The sequence below is a fragment of the Streptomyces sp. CT34 genome, assembly GCF_000805335.1.
Lineage (GTDB): Bacteria > Actinomycetota > Actinomycetes > Streptomycetales > Streptomycetaceae > Streptomyces.
In genome coordinates this window covers 72676-92209 of the sequence record NZ_KN708638.1, presented here as the reverse complement: position 1 = coordinate 92209, position 19534 = coordinate 72676, and the positions used below count along the sequence as shown (strand labels likewise).

The 19534-nt window shown below is 68.1% G+C and carries 21 protein-coding genes and 4 pseudogenes; 14 read left to right on the top strand and 11 right to left on the bottom strand.

Features of this window, described 5'->3' with window-relative positions; genetic code table 11:
• Nucleotides 1-108 precede the first annotated feature (108 nt).
• Nucleotides 109-255: a hypothetical protein gene (locus RZ84_RS38635; RefSeq protein ID WP_157878714.1), complete on the top strand. Its 147-nt coding sequence runs from the start codon at nucleotides 109-111 to the stop codon at nucleotides 253-255.
• Nucleotides 256-888: 633 nt separating this feature from the next.
• Nucleotides 889-1380, top strand: a complete 492-nt coding sequence (locus RZ84_RS00535) for a hypothetical protein (protein WP_043262664.1) — start codon at nucleotides 889-891, stop codon at nucleotides 1378-1380.
• A gap of 202 nt (nucleotides 1381-1582) precedes the next feature.
• Here the strand turns inward: RZ84_RS00535 and RZ84_RS35775 are convergent, their stop codons facing one another.
• Complete coding sequence (locus tag RZ84_RS35775) at nucleotides 1583-2191, bottom strand: hypothetical protein (RefSeq protein ID WP_198539918.1); 609 nt, start codon at nucleotides 2189-2191, stop codon at nucleotides 1583-1585.
• Nucleotides 2192-3062: 871 nt separating this feature from the next.
• Between RZ84_RS35775 and RZ84_RS40280 the strand changes: the two are divergent.
• A pseudogene (locus RZ84_RS40280) lies at nucleotides 3063-3206 on the top strand (IS5/IS1182 family transposase); the annotation flags it as partial.
• 21 nt (nucleotides 3207-3227) lie between these two features.
• Here RZ84_RS40280 and RZ84_RS00525 read toward each other — a convergent pair.
• From RZ84_RS00525 to RZ84_RS00515, 3 genes are all read right to left on the bottom strand, one after another.
• Nucleotides 3228-3722: a hypothetical protein gene (locus tag RZ84_RS00525; RefSeq protein WP_052229643.1), complete on the bottom strand. Its 495-nt coding sequence runs from the start codon at nucleotides 3720-3722 to the stop codon at nucleotides 3228-3230.
• Nucleotides 3723-4615: 893 nt separating this feature from the next.
• The gene (locus RZ84_RS35770) at nucleotides 4616-4960 is read right to left on the bottom strand and encodes a peptidase inhibitor family I36 protein (protein WP_078893460.1); all 345 of its coding nucleotides are present in this window, start codon (nucleotides 4958-4960) and stop codon (nucleotides 4616-4618) included.
• 296 nt (nucleotides 4961-5256) lie between these two features.
• Nucleotides 5257-5625, bottom strand: coding sequence for a peptidase inhibitor family I36 protein (locus RZ84_RS00515; RefSeq protein ID WP_043262661.1), 369 nt, complete (start codon nucleotides 5623-5625; stop codon nucleotides 5257-5259).
• Nucleotides 5626-5914: 289 nt separating this feature from the next.
• Here RZ84_RS00515 and RZ84_RS34870 point away from each other — a divergent pair, with 289 nt between their 5' ends.
• The gene (locus RZ84_RS34870) at nucleotides 5915-6637 is read left to right on the top strand and encodes a helix-turn-helix domain-containing protein (RefSeq protein ID WP_157878713.1); all 723 of its coding nucleotides are present in this window, start codon (nucleotides 5915-5917) and stop codon (nucleotides 6635-6637) included.
• A 489-nt stretch (nucleotides 6638-7126) separates the two neighbouring features.
• The gene (locus tag RZ84_RS40275) at nucleotides 7127-7378 is read left to right on the top strand and encodes a DciA family protein (protein WP_052229641.1); all 252 of its coding nucleotides are present in this window, start codon (nucleotides 7127-7129) and stop codon (nucleotides 7376-7378) included.
• Nucleotides 7379-8022: 644 nt separating this feature from the next.
• Here RZ84_RS40275 and RZ84_RS00500 read toward each other — a convergent pair.
• Entirely contained in the window at nucleotides 8023-8601 is a 579-nt protein-coding gene (locus tag RZ84_RS00500) for a TetR/AcrR family transcriptional regulator (protein WP_043262660.1), read from the bottom strand.
• Nucleotides 8602-8692: 91 nt separating this feature from the next.
• Between RZ84_RS00500 and RZ84_RS00495 the strand changes: the two genes are divergently transcribed.
• The 5 genes from RZ84_RS00495 (at nucleotide 8693) to RZ84_RS40260 (ending at nucleotide 11271) form a co-directional block, all read left to right on the top strand.
• Nucleotides 8693-9139: an anthrone oxygenase family protein gene (locus RZ84_RS00495; protein ID WP_043262659.1), complete on the top strand. Its 447-nt coding sequence runs from the start codon at nucleotides 8693-8695 to the stop codon at nucleotides 9137-9139.
• A gap of 190 nt (nucleotides 9140-9329) precedes the next feature.
• Nucleotides 9330-9563 (top strand): hypothetical protein, encoded by a 234-nt coding sequence (locus RZ84_RS40270; protein ID WP_241777472.1) that lies wholly within the window; start codon nucleotides 9330-9332, stop codon nucleotides 9561-9563.
• 85 nt (nucleotides 9564-9648) lie between these two features.
• Nucleotides 9649-9804 carry a hypothetical protein gene (locus tag RZ84_RS39455; RefSeq protein WP_198539917.1) on the top strand — a complete coding sequence of 52 codons (156 nt, stop codon included), beginning with the start codon at nucleotides 9649-9651 and terminating at the stop codon, nucleotides 9802-9804.
• 477 nt (nucleotides 9805-10281) lie between these two features.
• A complete protein-coding gene (locus tag RZ84_RS40265) occupies nucleotides 10282-10698 on the top strand; it encodes a hypothetical protein (RefSeq protein WP_241777471.1) in 417 nt (138 codons plus the stop codon).
• A 174-nt stretch (nucleotides 10699-10872) separates the two neighbouring features.
• The gene (locus tag RZ84_RS40260) at nucleotides 10873-11271 is read left to right on the top strand and encodes a glycosyltransferase (protein WP_241777470.1); all 399 of its coding nucleotides are present in this window, start codon (nucleotides 10873-10875) and stop codon (nucleotides 11269-11271) included.
• Between the two features lie 130 nt (nucleotides 11272-11401).
• Here the strand turns inward: RZ84_RS40260 and RZ84_RS38630 are convergent, their stop codons facing one another.
• A complete protein-coding gene (locus tag RZ84_RS38630; RefSeq protein WP_157878712.1) occupies nucleotides 11402-11611 on the bottom strand; it encodes a hypothetical protein in 210 nt (69 codons plus the stop codon).
• 57 nt (nucleotides 11612-11668) lie between these two features.
• On the opposite strand from RZ84_RS38630, the pseudogene RZ84_RS00475 reads away from it, so the two are divergent.
• A pseudogene (locus RZ84_RS00475) lies at nucleotides 11669-12499 on the top strand (RNA repair domain-containing protein); the annotation flags it as partial.
• Nucleotides 12500-12764: 265 nt separating this feature from the next.
• Nucleotides 12765-13178, top strand: a complete 414-nt coding sequence (locus RZ84_RS39450; protein WP_052229640.1) for a hypothetical protein — start codon at nucleotides 12765-12767, stop codon at nucleotides 13176-13178.
• A 288-nt stretch (nucleotides 13179-13466) separates the two neighbouring features.
• On the opposite strand, the gene RZ84_RS39445 is transcribed toward RZ84_RS39450, so the two are convergent.
• Entirely contained in the window at nucleotides 13467-13691 is a 225-nt protein-coding gene (locus RZ84_RS39445; RefSeq protein WP_198539916.1) for a hypothetical protein, read from the bottom strand.
• 226 nt (nucleotides 13692-13917) lie between these two features.
• Here RZ84_RS39445 and RZ84_RS00465 point away from each other — a divergent pair, with 226 nt between their 5' ends.
• On the top strand, nucleotides 13918-14127 hold the full coding sequence (locus tag RZ84_RS00465; RefSeq protein WP_043262656.1) for a hypothetical protein: 210 nt from the start codon (nucleotides 13918-13920) through the stop codon (nucleotides 14125-14127).
• Nucleotides 14128-15323: 1196 nt separating this feature from the next.
• On the opposite strand, the gene RZ84_RS00460 is transcribed toward RZ84_RS00465, so the two are convergent.
• From RZ84_RS00460 to RZ84_RS00455, 3 genes and pseudogenes are all read right to left on the bottom strand, one after another.
• Nucleotides 15324-16211 (bottom strand): COG4705 family protein, encoded by an 888-nt coding sequence (locus tag RZ84_RS00460; RefSeq protein WP_052229638.1) that lies wholly within the window; start codon nucleotides 16209-16211, stop codon nucleotides 15324-15326.
• Between the two features lie 514 nt (nucleotides 16212-16725).
• Entirely contained in the window at nucleotides 16726-16902 is a 177-nt protein-coding gene (locus tag RZ84_RS40070; protein WP_157878711.1) for a hypothetical protein, read from the bottom strand.
• A 317-nt stretch (nucleotides 16903-17219) separates the two neighbouring features.
• A pseudogene (locus RZ84_RS00455) lies at nucleotides 17220-18040 on the bottom strand (LysR family transcriptional regulator); the annotation flags it as partial.
• 105 nt (nucleotides 18041-18145) lie between these two features.
• Between RZ84_RS00455 and RZ84_RS00450 the strand changes: the two are divergent.
• Nucleotides 18146-18643, top strand: a complete 498-nt coding sequence (locus RZ84_RS00450) for a nuclear transport factor 2 family protein (RefSeq protein ID WP_157878710.1) — start codon at nucleotides 18146-18148, stop codon at nucleotides 18641-18643.
• 190 nt (nucleotides 18644-18833) lie between these two features.
• Here RZ84_RS00450 and RZ84_RS40255 read toward each other — a convergent pair.
• A pseudogene (locus RZ84_RS40255) lies at nucleotides 18834-19534 on the bottom strand (transposase); the annotation flags it as partial.

Genomic DNA, 19534 nt, shown 5'->3' with positions numbered 1-19534 from the left:
CCAGTTTGATCGGGTTGGTGAGTATGCCGGCGCCGTTGGGCTTCTCCAGCCACCCGCGGCCGTTGAAGTACAGGTGTGGCGGCGGAAACGCAGGAGCCAGCCCCGGGGGTGGACGGTCAAAAGCGGCAAGTCGGCGAGGCGCTGATCGGCGCCGTCGTCCACGAGCCACCAGGCGACATCAGCTGCCGGGTCAACGAGGACCGGGCCGAGCCGTCCGCCGCGCGCGAGGGGACGCATCGCGTCCAGCGACCGTAGGCACGACGCCTCCACGACGGTCCACGCGATTGAGGGGATCGGGGTGAATTCCTCATCGTTCCAGGCGCGTTGCACGTCAGTGGGGTTCGGGGTGAAGGACAGCAGCCACGTGGTCCCGGGGCGCGTCACAGGGGCGTACATGTTTTGTACTCGTGCCGGTTTCGGGTGATCCCGTTCTTACCAGAGAAGCGGCGGATCTCCCCGCATGAAGCCCATTGGCGAATCACTTGCTGTGGGACTCCAGTGGCTGCGGCGGCTTCGTGAGCGAAGACCAGGTCCTCCGGCAGGATCTCGACGAGACGTACGCGCACACCTCCAGATCGAGGATGCAAAAAGCCACCGACGAATCGGAGGCTTCAGGGCTTGCGGGCACACGAGTGCTTCGTTGGGAGCAGTGCGACATTCCACTATCAAGTCCGCAACCGCATATAGGTCATCTCGAATGATCAACACTTAACTTCATATTGGGCCGTTGGGGCGGAGGGCTTGCGACTGCCGTGGTACAGCCACCCGTTCGCGACGGCCCTGAATCCGGCGCGCCGCCGAACACCTACGACATATCCCGTATTAACCTCTTGTGACTGTAAGAAGTCGCTTTATCACGGATTGCATCCGTCGACCACCGGAGAAGAAATGCGCAAGCTTCAGAAGACTGCCGTCGTGGCCGTCGTCCTCGGTAGCTTCGGCTTCCTCGGCGCCGGCACCGCCTACGCCCATGGCGAGAAGGGCGGCACCGACATCGACATCAAGCAGGGCAGCCAGTGCAGGTCGCGCGACGCGAACGTCAACGTCCTCGGCGAGGTCGGGGTCCTCAACGGCCTGGCGGGCAACGCGCTCGGCGGCGAGGGTCCCGCGGGTGGGCAGAGCACCACCATGGGCTCGTCCGTGGGCTGCAACAACAACGCCGACTTCCCGAAGGAAAGCAAGGGCGGCGACGAAGACAAGGGCGGAGGCTCAGAAGCCAGAGGCTCGGAGGAAAGAGAAGGCAACGGAGACAAGGGCGGCGACGCACAGAAGTGCGGATGCTCGGAGAGTAGGGAAGGTAAAGGCGGGGAACAGCAGGCGATGACACCGCAGCCCAGTCTCCGCTACACAGTCCGAACCGAGAGCCTTACGACCTCATAAGGTCAGGCCGCGGGACTCAGCTCGCCCCGCAGTCGAAACGCTAGGCCGCTGGCTGGACCTTCCTGAAAAGTCCAGCCAGCGGCCAGAGTTCGGGCCCGGTCAGTCCGCCACGGGAAGTCCGCTGTCTCCAGCGCGACGATGCGGCCCCCTGCTGTCGCGCTGGTCGTATGTGCGCAGGGGAAGCCATGGGGCCATTCCCATGTCACGACAGTGGTGGCGCGACCTGGCTACCGACGCCAAATGAGACGATCCTTGAGGCGGCCATGTCGTCTCGTGTAGGCGGCAGTTCGAGGACATCGGCGCGGCCGTATTGGGCGCCGCATACAGCACACCGTGCACCGGGCGTGGAAATGGTGATGCGCATTGTCCCGCCACAGGGGCATGCGACGGTGATGCGGCCCTCGGGACGCTTCCCAGATACCTGCCGACGGCAGGAGTTGGTGAGCACCACGACCTCGGTGACGAATTCCCGGAACGCGGGATGTTCGGTGGCTGCCCATTCGAGGTTATTGCGCAGCGCGTTCACGACCTGGTCGAGTTGCTGCTGCAGATCGCCTTGCCACCGCGGATGATTCCAGCCGAGGTGCTCGTGCCAGTCGACGAGCCAGGTCGGCAGGACGGTGACGACGCCGCCACGAGCGGAGAGGCTGAGCGGTTCGAGGCGGAGCGGGAGCGGTGCGGTGCGGGCGCCGCCGGAGACCTGGGCTTCGCCACTTCCGATATCGGGCCTGAGGGTTAGGGCGATGGAGGCGTACAGTCCGCGGGGCCCGGCCAGCGCCGTGAGGTCCTGATCGACGCGGCTCTGACACATGTGGCATGCCTGTCGGCCGAGTTCGGTGTTCGGTCTCCCAAAGGTTCCGGCCGCATGCAGTACAGGTGGGCCATTGGTAGCTGCCGTTGTTGCCTTGGTCGTTCATGGCGGCTCCTCGGGGCGGGCTATGAGCGCTGTCGCCATTGTGCCGCTGGTGCCCGACAATCTCCGGGCTCTGGCGGGGTGGTGAAATCGCCATGTTTTGCCATCAACTGTCCGGCGTCGGGGGCAGAATGCTGGTATGGCGACGGTGTACACGGTGCTCGCGGACACGGAGTCCGCGGCTGCTGCGGAGCTGGAGCGGCTCTGCCGGGCCTTTGGCCTGACGCCTCTCGGTGCCCCGTCCGTCGTTGTCGGCCGCGGCAGGTGGCTCGCACAGGCCGCCGAACCGGAGTGGCCATGCACTGGATTGAGTGGGGAAGGGAGTAGCCCCGTCACGAGTACGCAACGGGGCTACCTACGTGTGGTCAGTTGACTGCACCAGCGTGACGATCAATTCGACTCGGTCCGAGCGGCCTCATGTAGCTGGTCAGAGGTAGTGCCGTGCCGTAGGACACGACGGCATCGCGGGCGTCGTGGACGACTTGGGCTGCGTCCTGGTGGCAGCAACCGCTCCAGGCAGCGCGCAAAGGCCGTCAAGTACAGCGGAGAGCAAGCAGAACGGCGCCGCAAGATCGCCCATCAAACCGAAGTCGCCGAACTGGAACGCCTCGCGGTCCTCGGGCAGATCCCGCAGGCCGAATACAAGCCCGCATGGCAGCCTTGGAAGTAGACACCGACGAAGGCAGCAGACAACAGGAACCCGGACGCTCTTGATGTGACTGGTGTGATCACGGCGTCGGAGCCGTCTTGAAGGGCTTCGTTCACCGGGCTGAGTGCGTGTCAGTTCGGCGAGCTGATCACCGCTGCGGCGCGAAGGAGCGGACCCGTCCGCAGGGGCCGAATGTGGAGGTGGCCTCTCGAGGACCGGGCCCTACTGGTTGCTGTGTACTGGCGGACGAACCCGGCACTGCGGTAGCTCGCCCCTGAGCCCGGCCTAGCGCCTCTGTGCGATGGCCTCTTCCACTTCCTTGCGGATCTCCCTGGCGGGATAGCGCGCGGCCGTCCCGTAAGGGGCGAGCAGTCCGTCGACGAGTGATGAATCCTCCTCCACCAGTTCGGCTACCAGCACGGTGCTTCCCGCCGGCACTTCCGCCGCCAGCATCTCCAGTGCCGCGTTGGCCGCGGTCGCCTCGCGCGCGTCATGGGCACCGCCGATCAGCCCGCCCGCGCCGAATCCGATCATGACGCCGAGCGGGCCGCCCAGGATGCCCAGGAGCCCGCCGATCAGGCCGCCGACCGTGAAGGCGCGGGCGGTGCCGGTGCTGTCGACGGCGTCGGGGAAGTCGAGGACGCCGTCGGCGTCGCGTGCGACAACCGCTGCCTCGCGCAATTTCACCTCGCCGTTGGCGTGCGCCTGCCGCAGCGCGTCGAGAGCCTGGTGGCCGGCCTGCGGGTCGTCGACGTTCAGGAAGAGGACGTTGTCGTTCATGACTCCACTGTTGGCGCTCCCGATCCTTGGCGCACCCCAGCGGGGCCTGTCTTGCTGAGTGGGCCGGTATGTTCAGCGGGCGGCGTGCAGATACTGGCGTCGAGTGGTGACCAGCGCACGCCAGCGGCTGCGGCTCCGCCGCCCGCTATCGAGCCATCGCACCACGGAGGGGCCGTTGTGAGTGCGGTCGGCCATGAAATGGGGCGACGTCGACGTGGTACGCGTAGTAGCCGCCGCGGGTCAGGTCTGAGAGCCGGCCGGTGTGGTGGCACCAGTAGCAGAAGCCGGAGCGGTGGCTGGTGGACACGGACCCGCACGGCCGCGGTCCGGTGGTGACCCGTCTGCCGGCTGCTCTCCACCCCGTCGTGCGTGGCCGGGGGCTGGATCAGCCTGCGGACGGCTCCGGTGTGCACCTGTACGCCTCTCGCACCCGTTGCCACCCTCCTTGGCTCCGGGGGAGCACGGTGGTTGAGGCCCTCGGACAGCTGCCGGAGATGACCTCGCCCGCCCTGGATGGGCTGCGCGCCATCCACCGGGCCGACGGCGCGGTCGGGGATGAGCACGAAGCGCTGCTCGACCTGGGCTGCGACGTGGCCTGGACACACGCTCGGTCGACCACCCTCCCGGCCGGGACGTCGGTCTCGGACTTGGCCACCGGCCTGGTCAGGCCGCGACGATCGATCGGCTTGGGGCAGTCGCCGCCGCGCAACAGCACCGCGAGTTCGAGGTGGACCGGCATGCAGAAGCCTGAGAGACATCCCGGCTGCCAGCAGTGGAAAGGGTACCCAGGTTTGACTCCCCTCGGTGCCCCTCACTTTGTGACGCCGCCGGTGCGTCCGGGCGGACCGGGCTGTGCTGGTCGCAGGTCGGTTCAGCTCAGGCCGTGGGCCTGGTCAGCAGTGGTGCGTTTCCCACTTGCTGGACGCCACGTTGTGGCTGAAGCGGTGCGGAAGGGCCTTCTCGCTCTTGTTCGGGGTGACCTCGATGGAGCGGCCCTTGAAGTCCTTGTGGTCCCAGATCATGACGTCGTGGCGGCCGTTGTCGTAGACCGACCCGGCGTGCCGCAGCGCGCACTTGTGCAGCAGGTTCTTGTTGTCGCCACGGGGCACGGTGACCCGGCCGGTGTAGCTGGCGCCCGAGTAGACACACAGCGCACCGGATGCGCAGTTCCGTGGGGCCTTGTGCTCCTGGTGGGAGGGGGCTGACTGGGCGGTGGCCGGGACGGCGAGCGCGCGGATCGAGGATTACTGCCCGAAGGCCGAACGCGTGCGCATAGGTGGTGATACTTCCTGGTACGGACACTGTCAGGGAGGCAAACGATGCTGGGCCGAATGGGTGACGGCTGACGCTGGCCGTCATCCCGAGCCCGCCTGGGTGCGCACGCCGTACCGGCGGCGCCTGCTCGCAACGATGGCGACCGTGGACGCAGAGGTGCACCGGCTGATCCGGGCGCGCTTGGAGCTGCCGGGAGTTCCGGGCGGCGCCCGTGCCGGGTTGTCCACCACGGGTGCCGCCAGGTGCCGGTCGGCGCGGCCTAGCAGGCTGTGCCGACGGGGACGAATGTGACGTGGGCCGTCACCTGGTTCCAGCCATGGCCAATGTTCGGAGCCTGGCTGTGCGGGCCCTGAGCCGCGGTGGCGCCGTTGGCCTTGTTGCGCAGGCATAGCACGTGGTCGGTCCGGTTGCGCACGCTGACGATGCCGTAGACGTCGTCGGCGTCCGCGGGCGCTTTGATCATGTGGCCGAGGTTGCTCGTGAAGTTGGCTCCGCCGTAGAAGCAAGCCCATCCGCTGTCCGGGCAGTTGGGGTCGGCCGAGGCCGTGGTCGCCGCGCTGGTCAGCGCCGGTGCGAGGCCGAGGATGATCGCCGCGGCAGCCGTGGCGAGGCGTCGACGAGGTGACATGTCGAGCTCCTGTGCGTCGTTGTTGACCGGGCCGTTCTCGGCCCGGCACCGCTACCACAGCAGGGCCCCCGCCTCTCCGGCCACTGTCCGAACCTTCCCGGACACGTCCGTGACCAGCGGTTTCTTCCCCGAGGCAGGGAATGCGCAGGCGGGCGGGCGACCGGAGGGCGAACAGGCGCGAAGCCGGGACTCACCCGTTCGAGCGGTGTCCGGGACGGAACCGGACACGCTCCGGCAGCCAGCAGCTACAACAAGCAGTGATCATTCGCTGTGCAAGAGGGGGGTGTCCGTGCGCGGTCCCGCGGCTCACGACCAGCCATCCGACCCTGCCCAGGTCCGCAGCCCGGCGGACCTGGCCGCCTGCCTGCGCACGCTCGCCGCACGAGAGGGCATGTCCTACCGCACGCTGGCGCAGGCCGCCGAACGGCTCCCCCCACGCGACGGCCGGCCGCAGAGCCTGCCGCGCGCCACCGCCAGCGACATCCTGACCGGCAAACGACTCCCTTCCCAGGAACGGTTGCTGACCTTCCTCGCGGCATGCGGGGTCACCGGGACACACCAGACGGCACCATGGTTGGCCGCACGGGAAAGGGTCACGGCGCCTCCCGGCGAACCACGAACGTCCCCGCCGGTCCGCTGTCACCACACCCCCCTGCGCCTGATCGCCCTCGCAGCCGCCGCGGCCATCTCCGCCGCCGCGCTCACCCTCCTGACCGCGCGCGCCACCGGCTTCCTGGCGCAGACTCGCACACTCGGCCCCCAGCAACTGGTGGTCACCTCCAAGACCTGGACCCACACCTCACCCGATGCAAAGGACGCCACGCACCGGGGGGACGTGGGGCCGGGACCCCGGTGGTTCTCGTGCTGGACGCAAGGAGAGTGGCTGTCGGCGCTGAACCACACGAGCGACACCTGGCTGAGGACCACGAACGACGACGGCCGCCCCAACCTGTACATCAGCGTCGACTACGTCCAAGGCCAGAACACCGGGAACCTCCCGCGCTGCCCCTGACAACCCCACACCCCGCCCGCCCATAGAGAATCTCCCCGCCGACTCGATCGGCGCCCTACCACGGCAGGCACGTCACCGTGCACCCCCGGCCCCGGTCATGGCTGTGGCGCCAACTGGCGGCGGCATGGCTGCGGGTGAAACGGTCCCGCGGAGGCCCCGGCCTGGACCGGTAGGAGATCGCACTTCTGGTCGCGCCACTGGTCGGGCTCCTGGTCACGCCTCTGGTCGTGCTTCTGGTCGCACTGGGACGACGCCCAGAGAGGCCGTGAGCAGAGCTTTGACCAGGGGGGCAAGGGGGTGTTCGACGAGCTCGCGGGACGCCGACCACCTCCCTGGGGAGCCACCTGGAGCGTGGATCGAGTCGGAAGGCCGACGGCCGGCTAGACGGTCCCGGACCTTGGCGTTGGTGAGTGGACGCCCGTCGGTCGCCGACTCACTGACTCGTACGGCACCGTGCACTGGCATGCCCGAAGGAGGGTCCGTACGGTCATGTTCGATCTGGAAGGGCACGTCCAGGCGGTCGCCTTCCACGCGGAGTCCGGGCAACTGGACCTGCGCCCGGACTCGCCCGCCTACGGCACCCAGCTGCGTCTGCTCAACGCCCGTGTCGTCGCCGCGACCAACGACGCGGCTGGTACGCAGGCGGTCCGCGGCATCCGGGTCCTGGCCGCCGGCGCCGCACCCCCGGTGCGCACGGTGGAGTCCGCTCAGCCGGCCGCGCCCGCGCCCAAGAGCCGGTGAAGACCAGGGAGATCGCCTCGCGCGGCTTCCACCAGGCGCTCGCCGCGCACCAGGCGGCTGCGCCCGCACAGCGGGTCGGCTCGACCCGGGTATCGCGAAGGCGGTGGAGCGGCAGACGAAGGCGACGCGCTTTCCCCGAGCCCGAGCCGGACGGCGGGCTGGCCCCGATCGAGCAGCCACGCGCCCAACGTCGCCGTGAAGCTGCCGCAACCTACGCCTAGGCGGTACACGGGGCAGGGCAGAGCGTGCTGCCCGGCAGGGGCACGTCGCGGATGGAGCGATCGGCAGAGCAGCGGGTGCAGCACAGCTGGGGCATTCGGCATGAGCAGAGTCGAAAGGGGCTCTGGTTGGTGAACTCCACTGGTGACACGACGAGTTAGCCAGCCGGGATGGGGGAGTTTGTACAGGCTGACAAACGGCGCATCCAGATGGCGGTGCGCGCCCACTGCGCGACCCGCGTGCGGGCGGTCTCGACGAGGACGAGACCGAGGCCGAATGAACCGGGACGACCGGCAAGAGCTGAACGAGAACCCGGCACCGTCATGACTCCAGGGGCGACCTAGGACGATGTGATCCGGTACGTGAGGTGAGTGACCTGGGGGAGGAGCCGAGCACCCGTGTCGGCCGCCCGCCCGGACGGTGTGTCAGACCATGGCGAGCCGGTCCACCAGCAGCTCCATCCTCCGCTCGGCGTCCCCTGGCGGCAGCCGTCCCGCCCGGGTCAGGGTCGTCAGCCCGTGCAGGGACGCCCAGAACACCTCGGTGAACAGCGCCGGGTGGACGCCGTCCCCGGCGACCTCGCCGAGGCTTTCCAGCAGCGCGGCGAAGGCGTCCTTCAGTGGCTCCGGGGTGTCCTCGTCCGCAAACACCAGGCCGCCGTCGAGCTGGAACATGGCGTCGTAGACCGCCGGGTTGCGCTCGGCGAAGTCGAGGTAGGTGCGGGCGAGGGTGGTGACCCGGGTGCGGGGGCCGTCTGCGGCGGAGGTCGCGGCCCGCAGCGCCGTGGCCATCTCGGTGGCGCCTTCGAGGGCGACTGCGCCGATGATCTCGCGTTTGCCGCGGAAGTGGCTGTAGAGGACGGGCTGGCTGTACTCGATGCGCTCGGCGAGCCGGCGGGTGGTGACCGCGTTCCAGCCCTGGTGCTCGGCGAGTTCGCGGGCTGTCGCCACGATGAGGCGCTCGCGCTCCGCCCGTTCGCGCTGCTTGCGTTCCTGTACCGACATGGTTCGATCCTAGCATCGCTAGACAATCAAGCGGCGGCAGTACTAGCGTCGACTCATCATCTAGCGGCGCTAGATCCCAGGAGGGGTCATCATGCTCAACGCACTCGGGGGGTTCACCACCGTGGTCGTCGGCGTGATGGTGGGGGTGGAGTTCTCCGTCGCCTTCGTCATCAACCGGATCCTCGACGCGCTCCCCGGTGACAGTGGCCAACTCGGCCGCGCCCACGGGGGCCGGATGCTCGGCGCTGTGATGCCGGTCTGGTACATCACCTCGCTTGTCCTCGTCGCGGTCTGGGCCATCGCCGGATGGCGCCACCACGGCACCGGCCTCGTCGTCACCGCCGGCGCGCTGCTGATCCTCAGCGTGATCATGTCGATCCTGCTGCTCGTCCCGATCAACAACCGGGGCAAGACGTGGACCCCCGAGAACCGGCCCGAGGACTGGAAGGAGCAGATGAACCGCTGGGACCGCTTCCACTACGTCCGCGTCGCCGTCCTCATCGCCGTCTTCGCCTCGCTGGTCGCCGCCCTCACCTGAGCCCGCGGGCCGAGACCGCGCAGATGGTGCCATCGTGCAGTCCCTGCTCGACACTCACCGCTCCGGGGAAGCACCCAAACGATGGTGAGCTCAAGCAGTCAGCGCATCACCGCTGTTCAGGAGGTCAGCGTAGACCTGTGCCGGAGTGCGGTAGCCAGGGTCGAATGCGACCACCAGAACGGCGAGCCGCATGGCCAATCCGGTCGACAAGCGGGTGTCGACCGACCAGCAGTCGACCGACCGCCAGAACCTCGTCCTCGCCGAGGCCGGGAACCCGACCATCGCGCAGGCGGCACCGGCTCCACCGCCTGGCCGGCACCTGCGCTCGCGCCGAACAGCAGGCGGGCCGCCAGTTGACCGGTCCCACCGTTCACGGGGCAATCGGCCGATATCTGAGGGCCTCATGGATGATCTGCTCGGCTGAGGCGTCTTGCAGCTCGACCGGAGGATGGAAGATCAGGTCGCTGACCCAGGGATGCGGCACGTAGAAAAGAGGGATGGGAAGACAGGTGGTCGTCGTGCTCTACGTGCTCGCGCTGGTAGCCGTCGTGGTTGGCGTGGACGTCCTGCTCTTCAGGCATCAGTTCTGGGCGCGGCTGATGGTGAACGTTGGAATCGTCTTGGTGTTCGCGGCATTCTATTTGAGGTTCCTGAAGCGTTCATGAGCGCAGCCGCAGCATGAGTGACCGCCATCGCGTTTGAGAAGCGGTGCCGGGACTATCACTTCGAGGCCCGATACCGGCGCATGCTCGCCACCCTGGTCCGAGCGCCGTAACTCGACGGTGGTGCCTGCCTCGAAGTCGAAAGACTTGCGAAGGACGACGCCTTGCAGGCCGCCTTGGACGACGTCCGGGCAGTACTGACCGACCTGGGCATCAACGAAGGAGACCTGACAACCGAGCAATACGCCGACGCGGTCCGCACAACCCGTAAGCCATAGCGGCGGAGAAGGCGGCCAACTGCTGGAGCCGTCGCCGCAGGACCGTCGCCTGCTGGACGCCGGGCACCAGGTCGCCGTGCCGCGCACCTGCCCTTCGTCGGACTCGTGGCCGGCTGCGGCCCGACCACCAGCCTCTGCGGGAGACCCCCAGGAGTTGATCCGCGCCCGCGCTCTGGCGATGTCCCCGGAGGAGGCGCGGGCGGTGACCTCGACGTTCTTGGACCGGCTGGCAGACGGGGTGGTGGCGGCCGTGGGGTGCGGCACCGACCTGGTGCTCACCGCGTTCGGCCCCGCATCGCTCAGCCAGGCGGCCGGCGAGGCGCTCGCCGTCCCTGTCATCGGAACCTACCTCCAACTGGCCTTCGCCACCGGGGAGTTCCCGCTGCCCGGTGTACTGGGCGCCGACGACCTAGGACTGGACGGCAATCTCGCTGCGGGCCGGGTGCTGCTGGCCCACGCCGGAGCGCGCCAGGAAGCGGGCCTGACGCGGCTGTGTACCCGGCTTGGGCTGCCCGCCGCCGTGTCGCCGTACCGGCAGGGGAGATCCGGCCGGTCTTCCACGGCTTCAGTCCGCTGGTGGTATCGCGCCCGGCGGACTGGCCGTCCGACGTCGAGGTGACGGGTTACTGGTGGCCTGCCCGGCCGCGAGGGTGGCGGCCCCCGGCAGAGCCGGTCGACTTCCTCCAGGCCGGTCCGCCCCCGGTGTTCATCGGGTTCGGCAGCATGGCACCGGGCCAGGGGGAACGGCTGGGCGAGCTCGTGGTCGCGGCAGGCCCGGGCGGGGGTGCGCGCGGTGGTGCAGGCGGGGTGGGCCGGACTGAGCGCGGTCGGCGATGACGTCCTGGCGATCGGCGAGCTCCCGCACGACTGGCTGTTCCCCTCACGGCCGCCGTCGTCCACCACGCCGGGGCGGGCACCACTGCGGCCGGACTGCGCGCCGGGGTGCCCGACCGTGCCGGTACCCGTCATGGCCGACCGGCCGTTCTGGGCGGCCCGGCTGCACCGGCTCGGAGTCGCCCCGCAGCCACTGCCCTTCCACGAGCTCACCGCCGAATCCCCCGGTGCGGCGATCATGGCCTGCATGGCCGAGCCCGCCTACCGGCAGCGAGCGGTCGAACTCGCGCACCACATCGCCGCAGAGGACGGCACCGCCGCGGTAGTGGCCCGCATCGGCGTTGCGTCTGACGGATGAAACCGAGAACAGCTGCGCTCACAGGCGCCGAGCTACCTGGTGTCTCCGCCGCCTGTCACTGCTGAAGCGACGGGGCCGGGCACATCGCGCACGGCGTGTGGGGCGCGCCCGGCCTGGTCGTGGTAGGTGGTTACCGGGTGATTGTCGTCTGCGCGGGCTGGGCGAGCCGCTGGGTGCGTGGCTGATCGGTGACCTGCTCGGCCACCCCGGTGGCGTCCAACCTGACGAGGACGTTGGCGATGGCTCCGTCATCCGTCGACCGAGAACCCGCCTCGACGTACGCCGGCGCCATCACGTACCGCACCTGACGCGTCGCGGTACGGAGCGGAACAGTCGTCAAGGACAGGGTAGGCGGCATCCTGGGGAAGAGGAGGGGGAAGGCGGGAGAGGGGGCGTGATGCGAACCAGTGACGAGATCTATCACCGGGTCCGCTGGGACCCGCGGTTCGACCCGGCCCGGTTCGTGCTGGGGATCAGCCAGCGCAGGGATGCCGTCAAACGCATCCCGCTGCCTTCCTTTGTTCCCGGGGGCGACATCCCGTGGCACCGGGTGATGTTCATCGAGGCGGACGGCGAGGTGGTCTGGGACCGGACCACAGGCGTGGACCGCATCGACGCGTCGCGGGCCGGCCGGGTGCGGGCCTCGCAAGCGCACCTGAGTTTCGCCAGAGGCGAGCCTGCCAGCGCCCTCGATGTGTCCCCGACGGCCCGCACGGCGGTGGCCTGGATCCCGCCTGCGGAGCTGTGGCCACCGATCCAGGACATCCGCCGGGACTACGACCCGCAGATCCACCGCTGGCCACCGCATGTCAATGTGCTCTTCGGCTTCGTGCCGGAGTCCGACTTCGAGCGGGCGGCCCCGTCGCTCGCCGCGGCGACGGCCGAGACGCCGGTCTTCACCGCCCGGCTGGACGGGGTACGCACCTTCCAACAGAGGGCGTACGTCACTGTGTGGCTCGACCCTGCGGCCGCCGGCAAGACACCGTGGGCAGATCTGCACCGCGTACTGCAGCAGCGGTTCCCGCGCTGTCGTGCGCACGCCAAGAACTTCACCCCACATCTGTCCCTGGGGCAGACCCGGGATCCGCGGCAAGTCACCGCACACTGCGCCACCCGGCTCGACGCCATGACGGCGACGGTCTGGGAACTCGTCCTGCTCTCACGCAGGGGCGACGGGCCCATGAGACCACGGGCCACGGTCGCCCTGCGCTCGGGCGAGGTCCGCTGGCTGCCCGCGCCTGGCCCCGAAGCGCCGGGCCCGGAGGACACCGCATGGCTCTCCGCGATCACTGACAGGTGAGGCGACAGCCAGGTGGTGCAAGCGCCACCCGCGTTCCACCATCAGTAGTGCCCGTCACGGAACGACGCGTCGCCGGTCCGTGGGTCGAGCATGCTCCCGCGAGCGAACCGGGGCCCACCGCTCCCGGACAAGATCCGCGACCTGATCCTCCGCCTCGACTCGCAGAACTCTGGCTGGGAGTTGCGTCGAGAGCATGGGGCACTACGCAGCCTCGGCCACCGCCTCGGCCCCGCCACCGTCCGCCGCATCCTGCGCACAGCCGGCCTCAGCCCCGCACCCTCAACGTGAACAAGCCCGCGGCGAATGGGCCGCGTTCCTCAAAACGCAGGCCGATGGCCTGCTCGCGACGGACTTCTTCCACCTCGACACGATCGCGCTTCGGTGCCTGTACGCGCTGTTCGTGATGGAGGTACGAACCCGAACCGTGCCCATCCTTGGTGCCACCTCCCACCCCACTGCTGAGTGGGCCACCCAGCAAGCTCGCCGGCTCCTGCGGCAACTCGGCGACCGCACCGAGCAGTTCACCCACCTCGTCCGTGACCGGGATGTGAAGTTCACCGCTGCCTTCGACGCCGTGTTCGCCTCCGAGTACTTGGCCGTGGCCTAGATTCCCCCCCCGGCTCACCGAACTGCAATGCGCGCACGCCCAGCGCTTCATCCGCTCCGCGCGCCAGGAGTGCACTGACGGTTGTTGGTCGACGGTCGCGGCCACCCTGAGAGGATCCCGCACGACTACGCCCGGCTTCAACGCCCACCGGCCCCACCAAGGCAGGAATCAGCTCGCGCCCCGAGACGACTCCGCCGTCATCCCCCTGCCCGCCATCCGGATCGACCGACAGACAGCCGTCCACGGGCTCATCAACGAGTATGTATCGACCTGCCAGTTGACCTCCCGTCAAACCCCAAGGTCATTCTCGGTGAAGCCATTTTGAAGCGGTACGGGCCCGCACATCGGCATGCTCACAAGGCCAAGGCCAAGCCCGCCACCGATGCTTACCGCGCGGTCCTGGACAGGACGGACGACAGTTTCACCCATGACGTCCAGGTCCTCATCGAGAAGCTGGACGTCGACATGGATCGTGGGAGTATGGCACAGCGACGGGCGGATCGGATGCGGCATCTGCCCGATCCTGCCCACCTTGCCCGGTCCCCCCATACGCCCCGCGAGGATTCAGCACCGCAGCCCGCAGCCCGCAGCCCGCGACACGTCGATACACGCACCATGCCCACCAGCGATTTCATCGCCATTTGATCGGCCATGGTTAGCGTCAGCACCGTCCGGGGGTTCCCGCTGCAGTGCGCGACGCATTGCGACCCACCACTACTGAGGAAGGACGCTCAACATCATGAGCAACACGTCCCGTATTGAGACCCGTGAGATAGCCGACGACGACCTCGACAGCGTCGCGGGTGGTCTGTCCGTCAGTGGCTCCGTGGACGGCCTGACCGCCACGTTCGCCCCGGGCCCCAACGGCATTCCTGTTCTGACCGGCGGCTCTGTGAAGTCCGTCAGCCTCCAGGTCTCCGACATCCCGCTGGGCCCGATCCACGGCTGAGATACAGTTGTAGCACGGTGCTCATCCACTGGGCCCCGGAACCATCCTCGGCCGTCGTGGCGTAATTCGCGGTCCTGTGTGACGTCGGCCTTCAAGACCTGGTTGTGGTCGTGGAGGCCGACATTGCCGTATGCGGCGGCTGACGATGTCTGTGCGGCGAAGGGGAGCCTGGCGATCCGGGACCGGACGAGCAGGGACGGTTGCTCACCGACGAACGGTTGCTCACCGACGAGGAGTTCGTGGACGTGTTCCCGCCGCGGGGCGATACGCACCGGGCCCACAGCCCGATGTCGCGGACCGCTGGAAGCGGATGACGTTCGTACCGTGCCACGGACGCGGCGGACACCATGGGGATGGCGTCCATGCTGATCGCCGCGCCGAGGCGGTACCGGCGTCCGATGGCGAGCCGCAGAGGCTGTTCACCGAAGCGCCCTTTGCGGGTTGCTGCGGGCCAAGCTGTGCCGTGATGTAGACGCCTTGGACGGCTATCTGCCGTCCTGCATCGCGGAGTTGGCAGCCGGATCGCCGACGCGCTCGAAGTGCCACAGCCTGCCACCGCGTGACGCCGTCCGAGGCTCCGCTTACCCCGAGGAGGCCGAGTTCGGTGAACGCCTCCAGGCTCAGCCCCACCCACCCGAACGCCGGAGGCACTCCCCGTGGATTACCTCGCGACCGTACGCGCGCAGGAATGCGGGAACGTGTTCGACGAACTCCTCGGTGGCGCTGCCCGGCTTGACATGCTGCGGCGCCTGGAGCGCGGCAGCGTTGCCCCCACGCAACTGCGGCCAGGCATACGGTCCGGTTCGCCGCCGCCATCCTGTGGCCCACCACCCCGAACACCCCACCACCTGACTTCCCACACGGCACCGAGCGCATGCTCCAGCTCGCCGCCAACTGGCGCGAGGCGGCTCTGGAATCCGGCGACTTCGCTCGGGGGCTGCCGTAGAGCCACGATGAGCGTGACGAAGATGATGTACCCCATCTCTGCCAGTGGGGTGTCTCGGCCTGGGGCAGTACACGGTGGCGCCCCGCACGCGCATGGCGTCACAGTCGATGAGGGAGCACTCGGGCCGGGGGCTGTGCTGAAGAGCACGTTCTTGGGGGAGAGGTCTCCGACCGTGATGCCGATGCGGTGCAGCCGGGTGAGGTGGTCGCCAAGTCGGCCGGGATATCGAGCCGGTCGCGTTCGCTGATGGTCAGGCCGACCCCTGCGACGTAGGCGGCGTCGTTGAGCAGGGGGTGGCGGTCTTGCCTTCCTGGACGTGGGCGTAGGCCATCAGGCCGAACAGGATCGCGAGCAGCACGGCGGATGAACCGGCCGTGCCGAGGTCCAGGCCGCCCTTGGCGACGGGCTTGGTGAGGAAGTCGCCGGCAGTGGCGCCGAGCGGCCGGGTGAGGACGAAGGCGATCCAGAACAGCAGCACGTTCGGAACGGCGGGCACCTTCATCAGCACGACGAGGACCGCGAGCGCGCCGGTCACGAGAAGGGCACCGCCCGCGTAGCCCAGGCCGGAGCTGTCGGACAGGAAGTCGCCCATGGAGGTGCCGAGGGTGTTGGAGACGAGGATCGCCGACCAGAACAGGGCCTCGCCGCGGAAGGTGACGATGTCGCGGATCTGGAACGTCGTCCCGGACAGTTTCCACACCAGGAAGATCGCCAGGAGGATCGAGATCAGGATCGCCGCGCCGGCGGGGTAGCCAAGGCCAAGCCCCTGCGGACCCCAGCCGAGCGAAGTGGCGCCGTCCGTAAGGAACTTGGCGCTGGCATCGCGGTTCATGAAGTCGGAGATCGTGGTGCCGGCCATGCTGGTCGACAGGATCACGGTCCAGTAGAAGAACGGGTTGTAGCTGGAGGAGCGGAGTTGAACGACAAGCGTCACCACGAAGATCAGAAACAGGGCCATCGTGGTGAGGAAGTAGCCGAGCTTGAGTGTCTGGGCGAACAGGTCGCCGGCCGTCTCGCCCAGGGTCGTCGCGGCGATTTTCATGATCCAGAAGGCCAGAGTGGCCTCGGGGAGCTTCTTCATCACCGACTTCGTCGTGTTGGCGACACCAAGATCGGTGAGGAGTTCCGTTTTCTCCAAGGTGGGGGCTCCTGTTTCAGAGTCACGGCAGGGCGCTCATCCCTGAGGAGAGCGCGCCCTGTTGAGCCGGTGCAGCTGCAGTATGCAACCGTGATCTCCGACGCTGGCGACCACAACGTAAAACCTCTGAACGACTGCCTGAGCCCCGATCCCCGTCCGCGAAATCCCCGGCCACGATGCGTTTGCCCTGATGACAGCGTCAGCGACCGCGGATACTGGCCATGAGTTCTGCCATCAGGTGCGAGGTGTTCCAGCCCTGATCATCGGTTGACTAGGAGATTCCTCACAGAGGCCCCGGAGGAGGCTTCCGGCTTCCTCGGCGCGGTCGATGAGCGTGTGGGCGCTGTCGCGGATACGGTCGAGGCCGAAGCCGAGCGAATCGAGCGCAATGAAACGGGCGCGGCGAGCTCTCTACCCCTGTCGGCATCGGGTCTCGCCCGTGCGGCCTTTCCCTGTCTCGCCGCGCGCTCAGCGCTCCGGGAGGGTGAAGAGCTCTTCCCACCTGCGGGTGAGCTCAGTCGCCGAGAAGCCAGGTGCCGACTCTGTGAAGGCCGTCGGTGATCCGGACAGGTCCGAGCTGAGCAGTTACGACAGTGGGACGGTGGCCGTCGTCGGCGTTGGCCGTGCCAGCTCCAAGGATCATCAGTGCTGAGGCGGCTACTGCTGTAGCGAGAACGGTCAGGTGCTTCACGGGGACCTCCACTGGTCAAGGCGACTTGTCGGCAGGATCATTCGCCGCCCTTCTCCCCGCCACCCGAACCTCCTCCAGTTGGCGGTCTCCTTCGTCATGCTCAATCTGCGGCCGGCATCCGGCGGCCCAGGTTTCCCATGAGGTGCCGCGCCGCTACCCAACTTGAATGCGTGATGTCGGCTTGAATGCGTGATGTCCGCTTGGTTGCGTCAGCTGTCCATGGTCAGGCCGGTGTCTGCGAGGCGATCGTTCGCGCATATGGCACGGCAGCTGAGGATGAAGGCGTCGATGGCGTCGTCAATCAGTCGGTTACGGGGCCAGGCGACACCGATCTGGCTGGGGCTGACGCCCGTCACTGGCCGGTAGACGACGTCCGGGCGCTGGTAGAAGCGGGCGGTCGCCTCGGGGGTGAGGCTGATGCCCTGTCCGTGAGCGATCGCGTTGAGCCATTCATCGGGGTTGTGGGCGACCGCGCCGATACGCACCGGGTGCCCTTCGCGCTCATCGGCCGCGAGCCAGTAGTCGCGCCAGGCCCCAGATTCGGCGGGAGTTGCCACGAATGGTTCGTCGTACAGATCTTGGAACCGGATGCGGTCCTCCGCCGCGAGGTGATGTCTCGCGGGCAGGCGATCCAGCGGGGCTCGGTGAGCAGCACCTCGACTTCGAAGTCGCTGTGCGTGGGCACTGGCAGGCGTAGCAGCGCCACGTCGACCTCGCCGGTGGCCAGTCCGGCGGTGGGGTCGGTCCATTCGGTCTGCCGCATCTGGACCCGCCAGCCGGGGCTGCGCCGGGCGAAGTCGGCGATGATCAGCGGGGTGTACTCATTGGCGGCGCTGGCGACGAAGCCGACCCGTAGCGTGTGTGTGGCCCGGGTCGTGGCGGCCCGGGTGGCGCGCAGCGTGCGCTCCCAAGCGGTCAGCACGTCGTTGGCGTGGGCGGCCAGTGCCTCACCGGCCTCGGTGGGGGCCATCCCGGCACGGGAACGGATGAACAGGACCACTCCCAGCTGGACTTCCAGCTGCCGGATCTGCTTCGTGAGCGCGGGTTGCGAGATGTGGAGCTGTTCAGCGGCCCGCGTGAGGTTGCCTTCCTCGAACACCGCAACGAAGTACCGCAGCAGACGGGTGTCGATATCCATTCCGCCAGGTTATGGAAGCAGGTATTGGACGGCTCCGGCGGGCCGGCGGCATCGTTGATCACGCGACCGGGACAGTCCGGTACCGAATCTTCGGGGAGCATCCAGGTGACGACGAGTGAAGCCATGTCCGACCCCAAGGCCGAGGCCATCAACCACTTCTTCTCCGCCTACGCCGCCAACGACGTCAAGGGGATGAGCACGGTCCTGGCTCCGGACATCGAGTGGAACATCCCAGGCCACCACCCGCTGTCGGGCATCAAGCGCGGACTCGACGAGCTGGTCAGCTTCTTCGACCAGCTCGGCAAGACGGGCTTCCAAGCCGAACCGGTGTTTCTCGGCAGCAACGGCGAGTACGTCGTCGACATCCACCGAGGCTGGACAACCCAGGGCGTGGGCCAGGTCGACACGATGTGGGCACTGGTATGGCACTTCGACGCCGACGGCCAGGTCGATCAAGTCGTCAACTTGAGCGGCGACCAACACCAGTACCACGGCGACAAACCCTGGATGTGCGCCCAGATCCAGCAGGAGGGTCAGGACGCCAAGCCGCACCCACGCAAGATCATTCACGGAATGGGAAAGATCCCCGACTACGTGAAGTAGCCATCCCTAGCCTCGATCCTTCCTGTCACCCGATCGTGCAGCAGACCCGGCGTGACGAAGTCGGTGGACCGTTTCGCTTTTCGTGACGGGTCGTGGGCAGGCCAGTAACCCGAGTGTCGCGTCGGGTGGGCGCCGGGTTCCACCGCTCCGGGTCGAGTGGTGCAGTCGTCGGGACATGGAGATTTGCTGGTCAGCTCGCGGTTGGCAGTTGAGCGAGTCCGTCGAGGGCGGCGGTGATGTCGTGGCTCCAGGGCCAGTGGCGGGCGAGGCGGAGGATGCGGCGGCGGCCGGTGGTGATGAGTTGTCCGGCGGCGGTGAACAGGCAGAGCCGAAGGCGGCGGGGTTCCCAGAGTCGGGCTTTGCCAGTCATGGCGAGCACGGGCAGCCAGGCCAGTAGGTCAAAGGCGATCTGCACGATCTCCAACCAGATCTTGTTCTGGGCGGTCTTGTGCAGGGGCAGGTTGCGTAGGCCGTGGCCCAGGCGGCCCGGATCCGGTCTTCCGCGCGGGCCCGCATGCGGTGACGAAGTTCCAGTTCGGTGATTGGACGGTTGGCGGTGTGTGTGGCGAAGCAGGTGATCCGTATGCCGTCCGCGTCCGTGATCCTCAACTGGGCACCGGGGTGCGGCCCTTCTTTGCGGACGATCAGCCGTATGCCCTTGGGCCGGCTGTCGAGGACGTCACTGGTCAGTTCGGCGACCCAGGCGCCGTCACGGACCTCGCCGTCCGTCTCGACGGCCGCGGTCCAGGCAGATGCCGGGATCTTCAGCACGTGCTGGTGGAGGTGTCGGTGATCACCATGCCGACGGAATACGACAGCCAGCGGCCCCGCTGGGCGAGCCAGGCGACGAACTCGTGGGTGCCGCCGCCGGAGTCCGTGCGGATCAGGGGC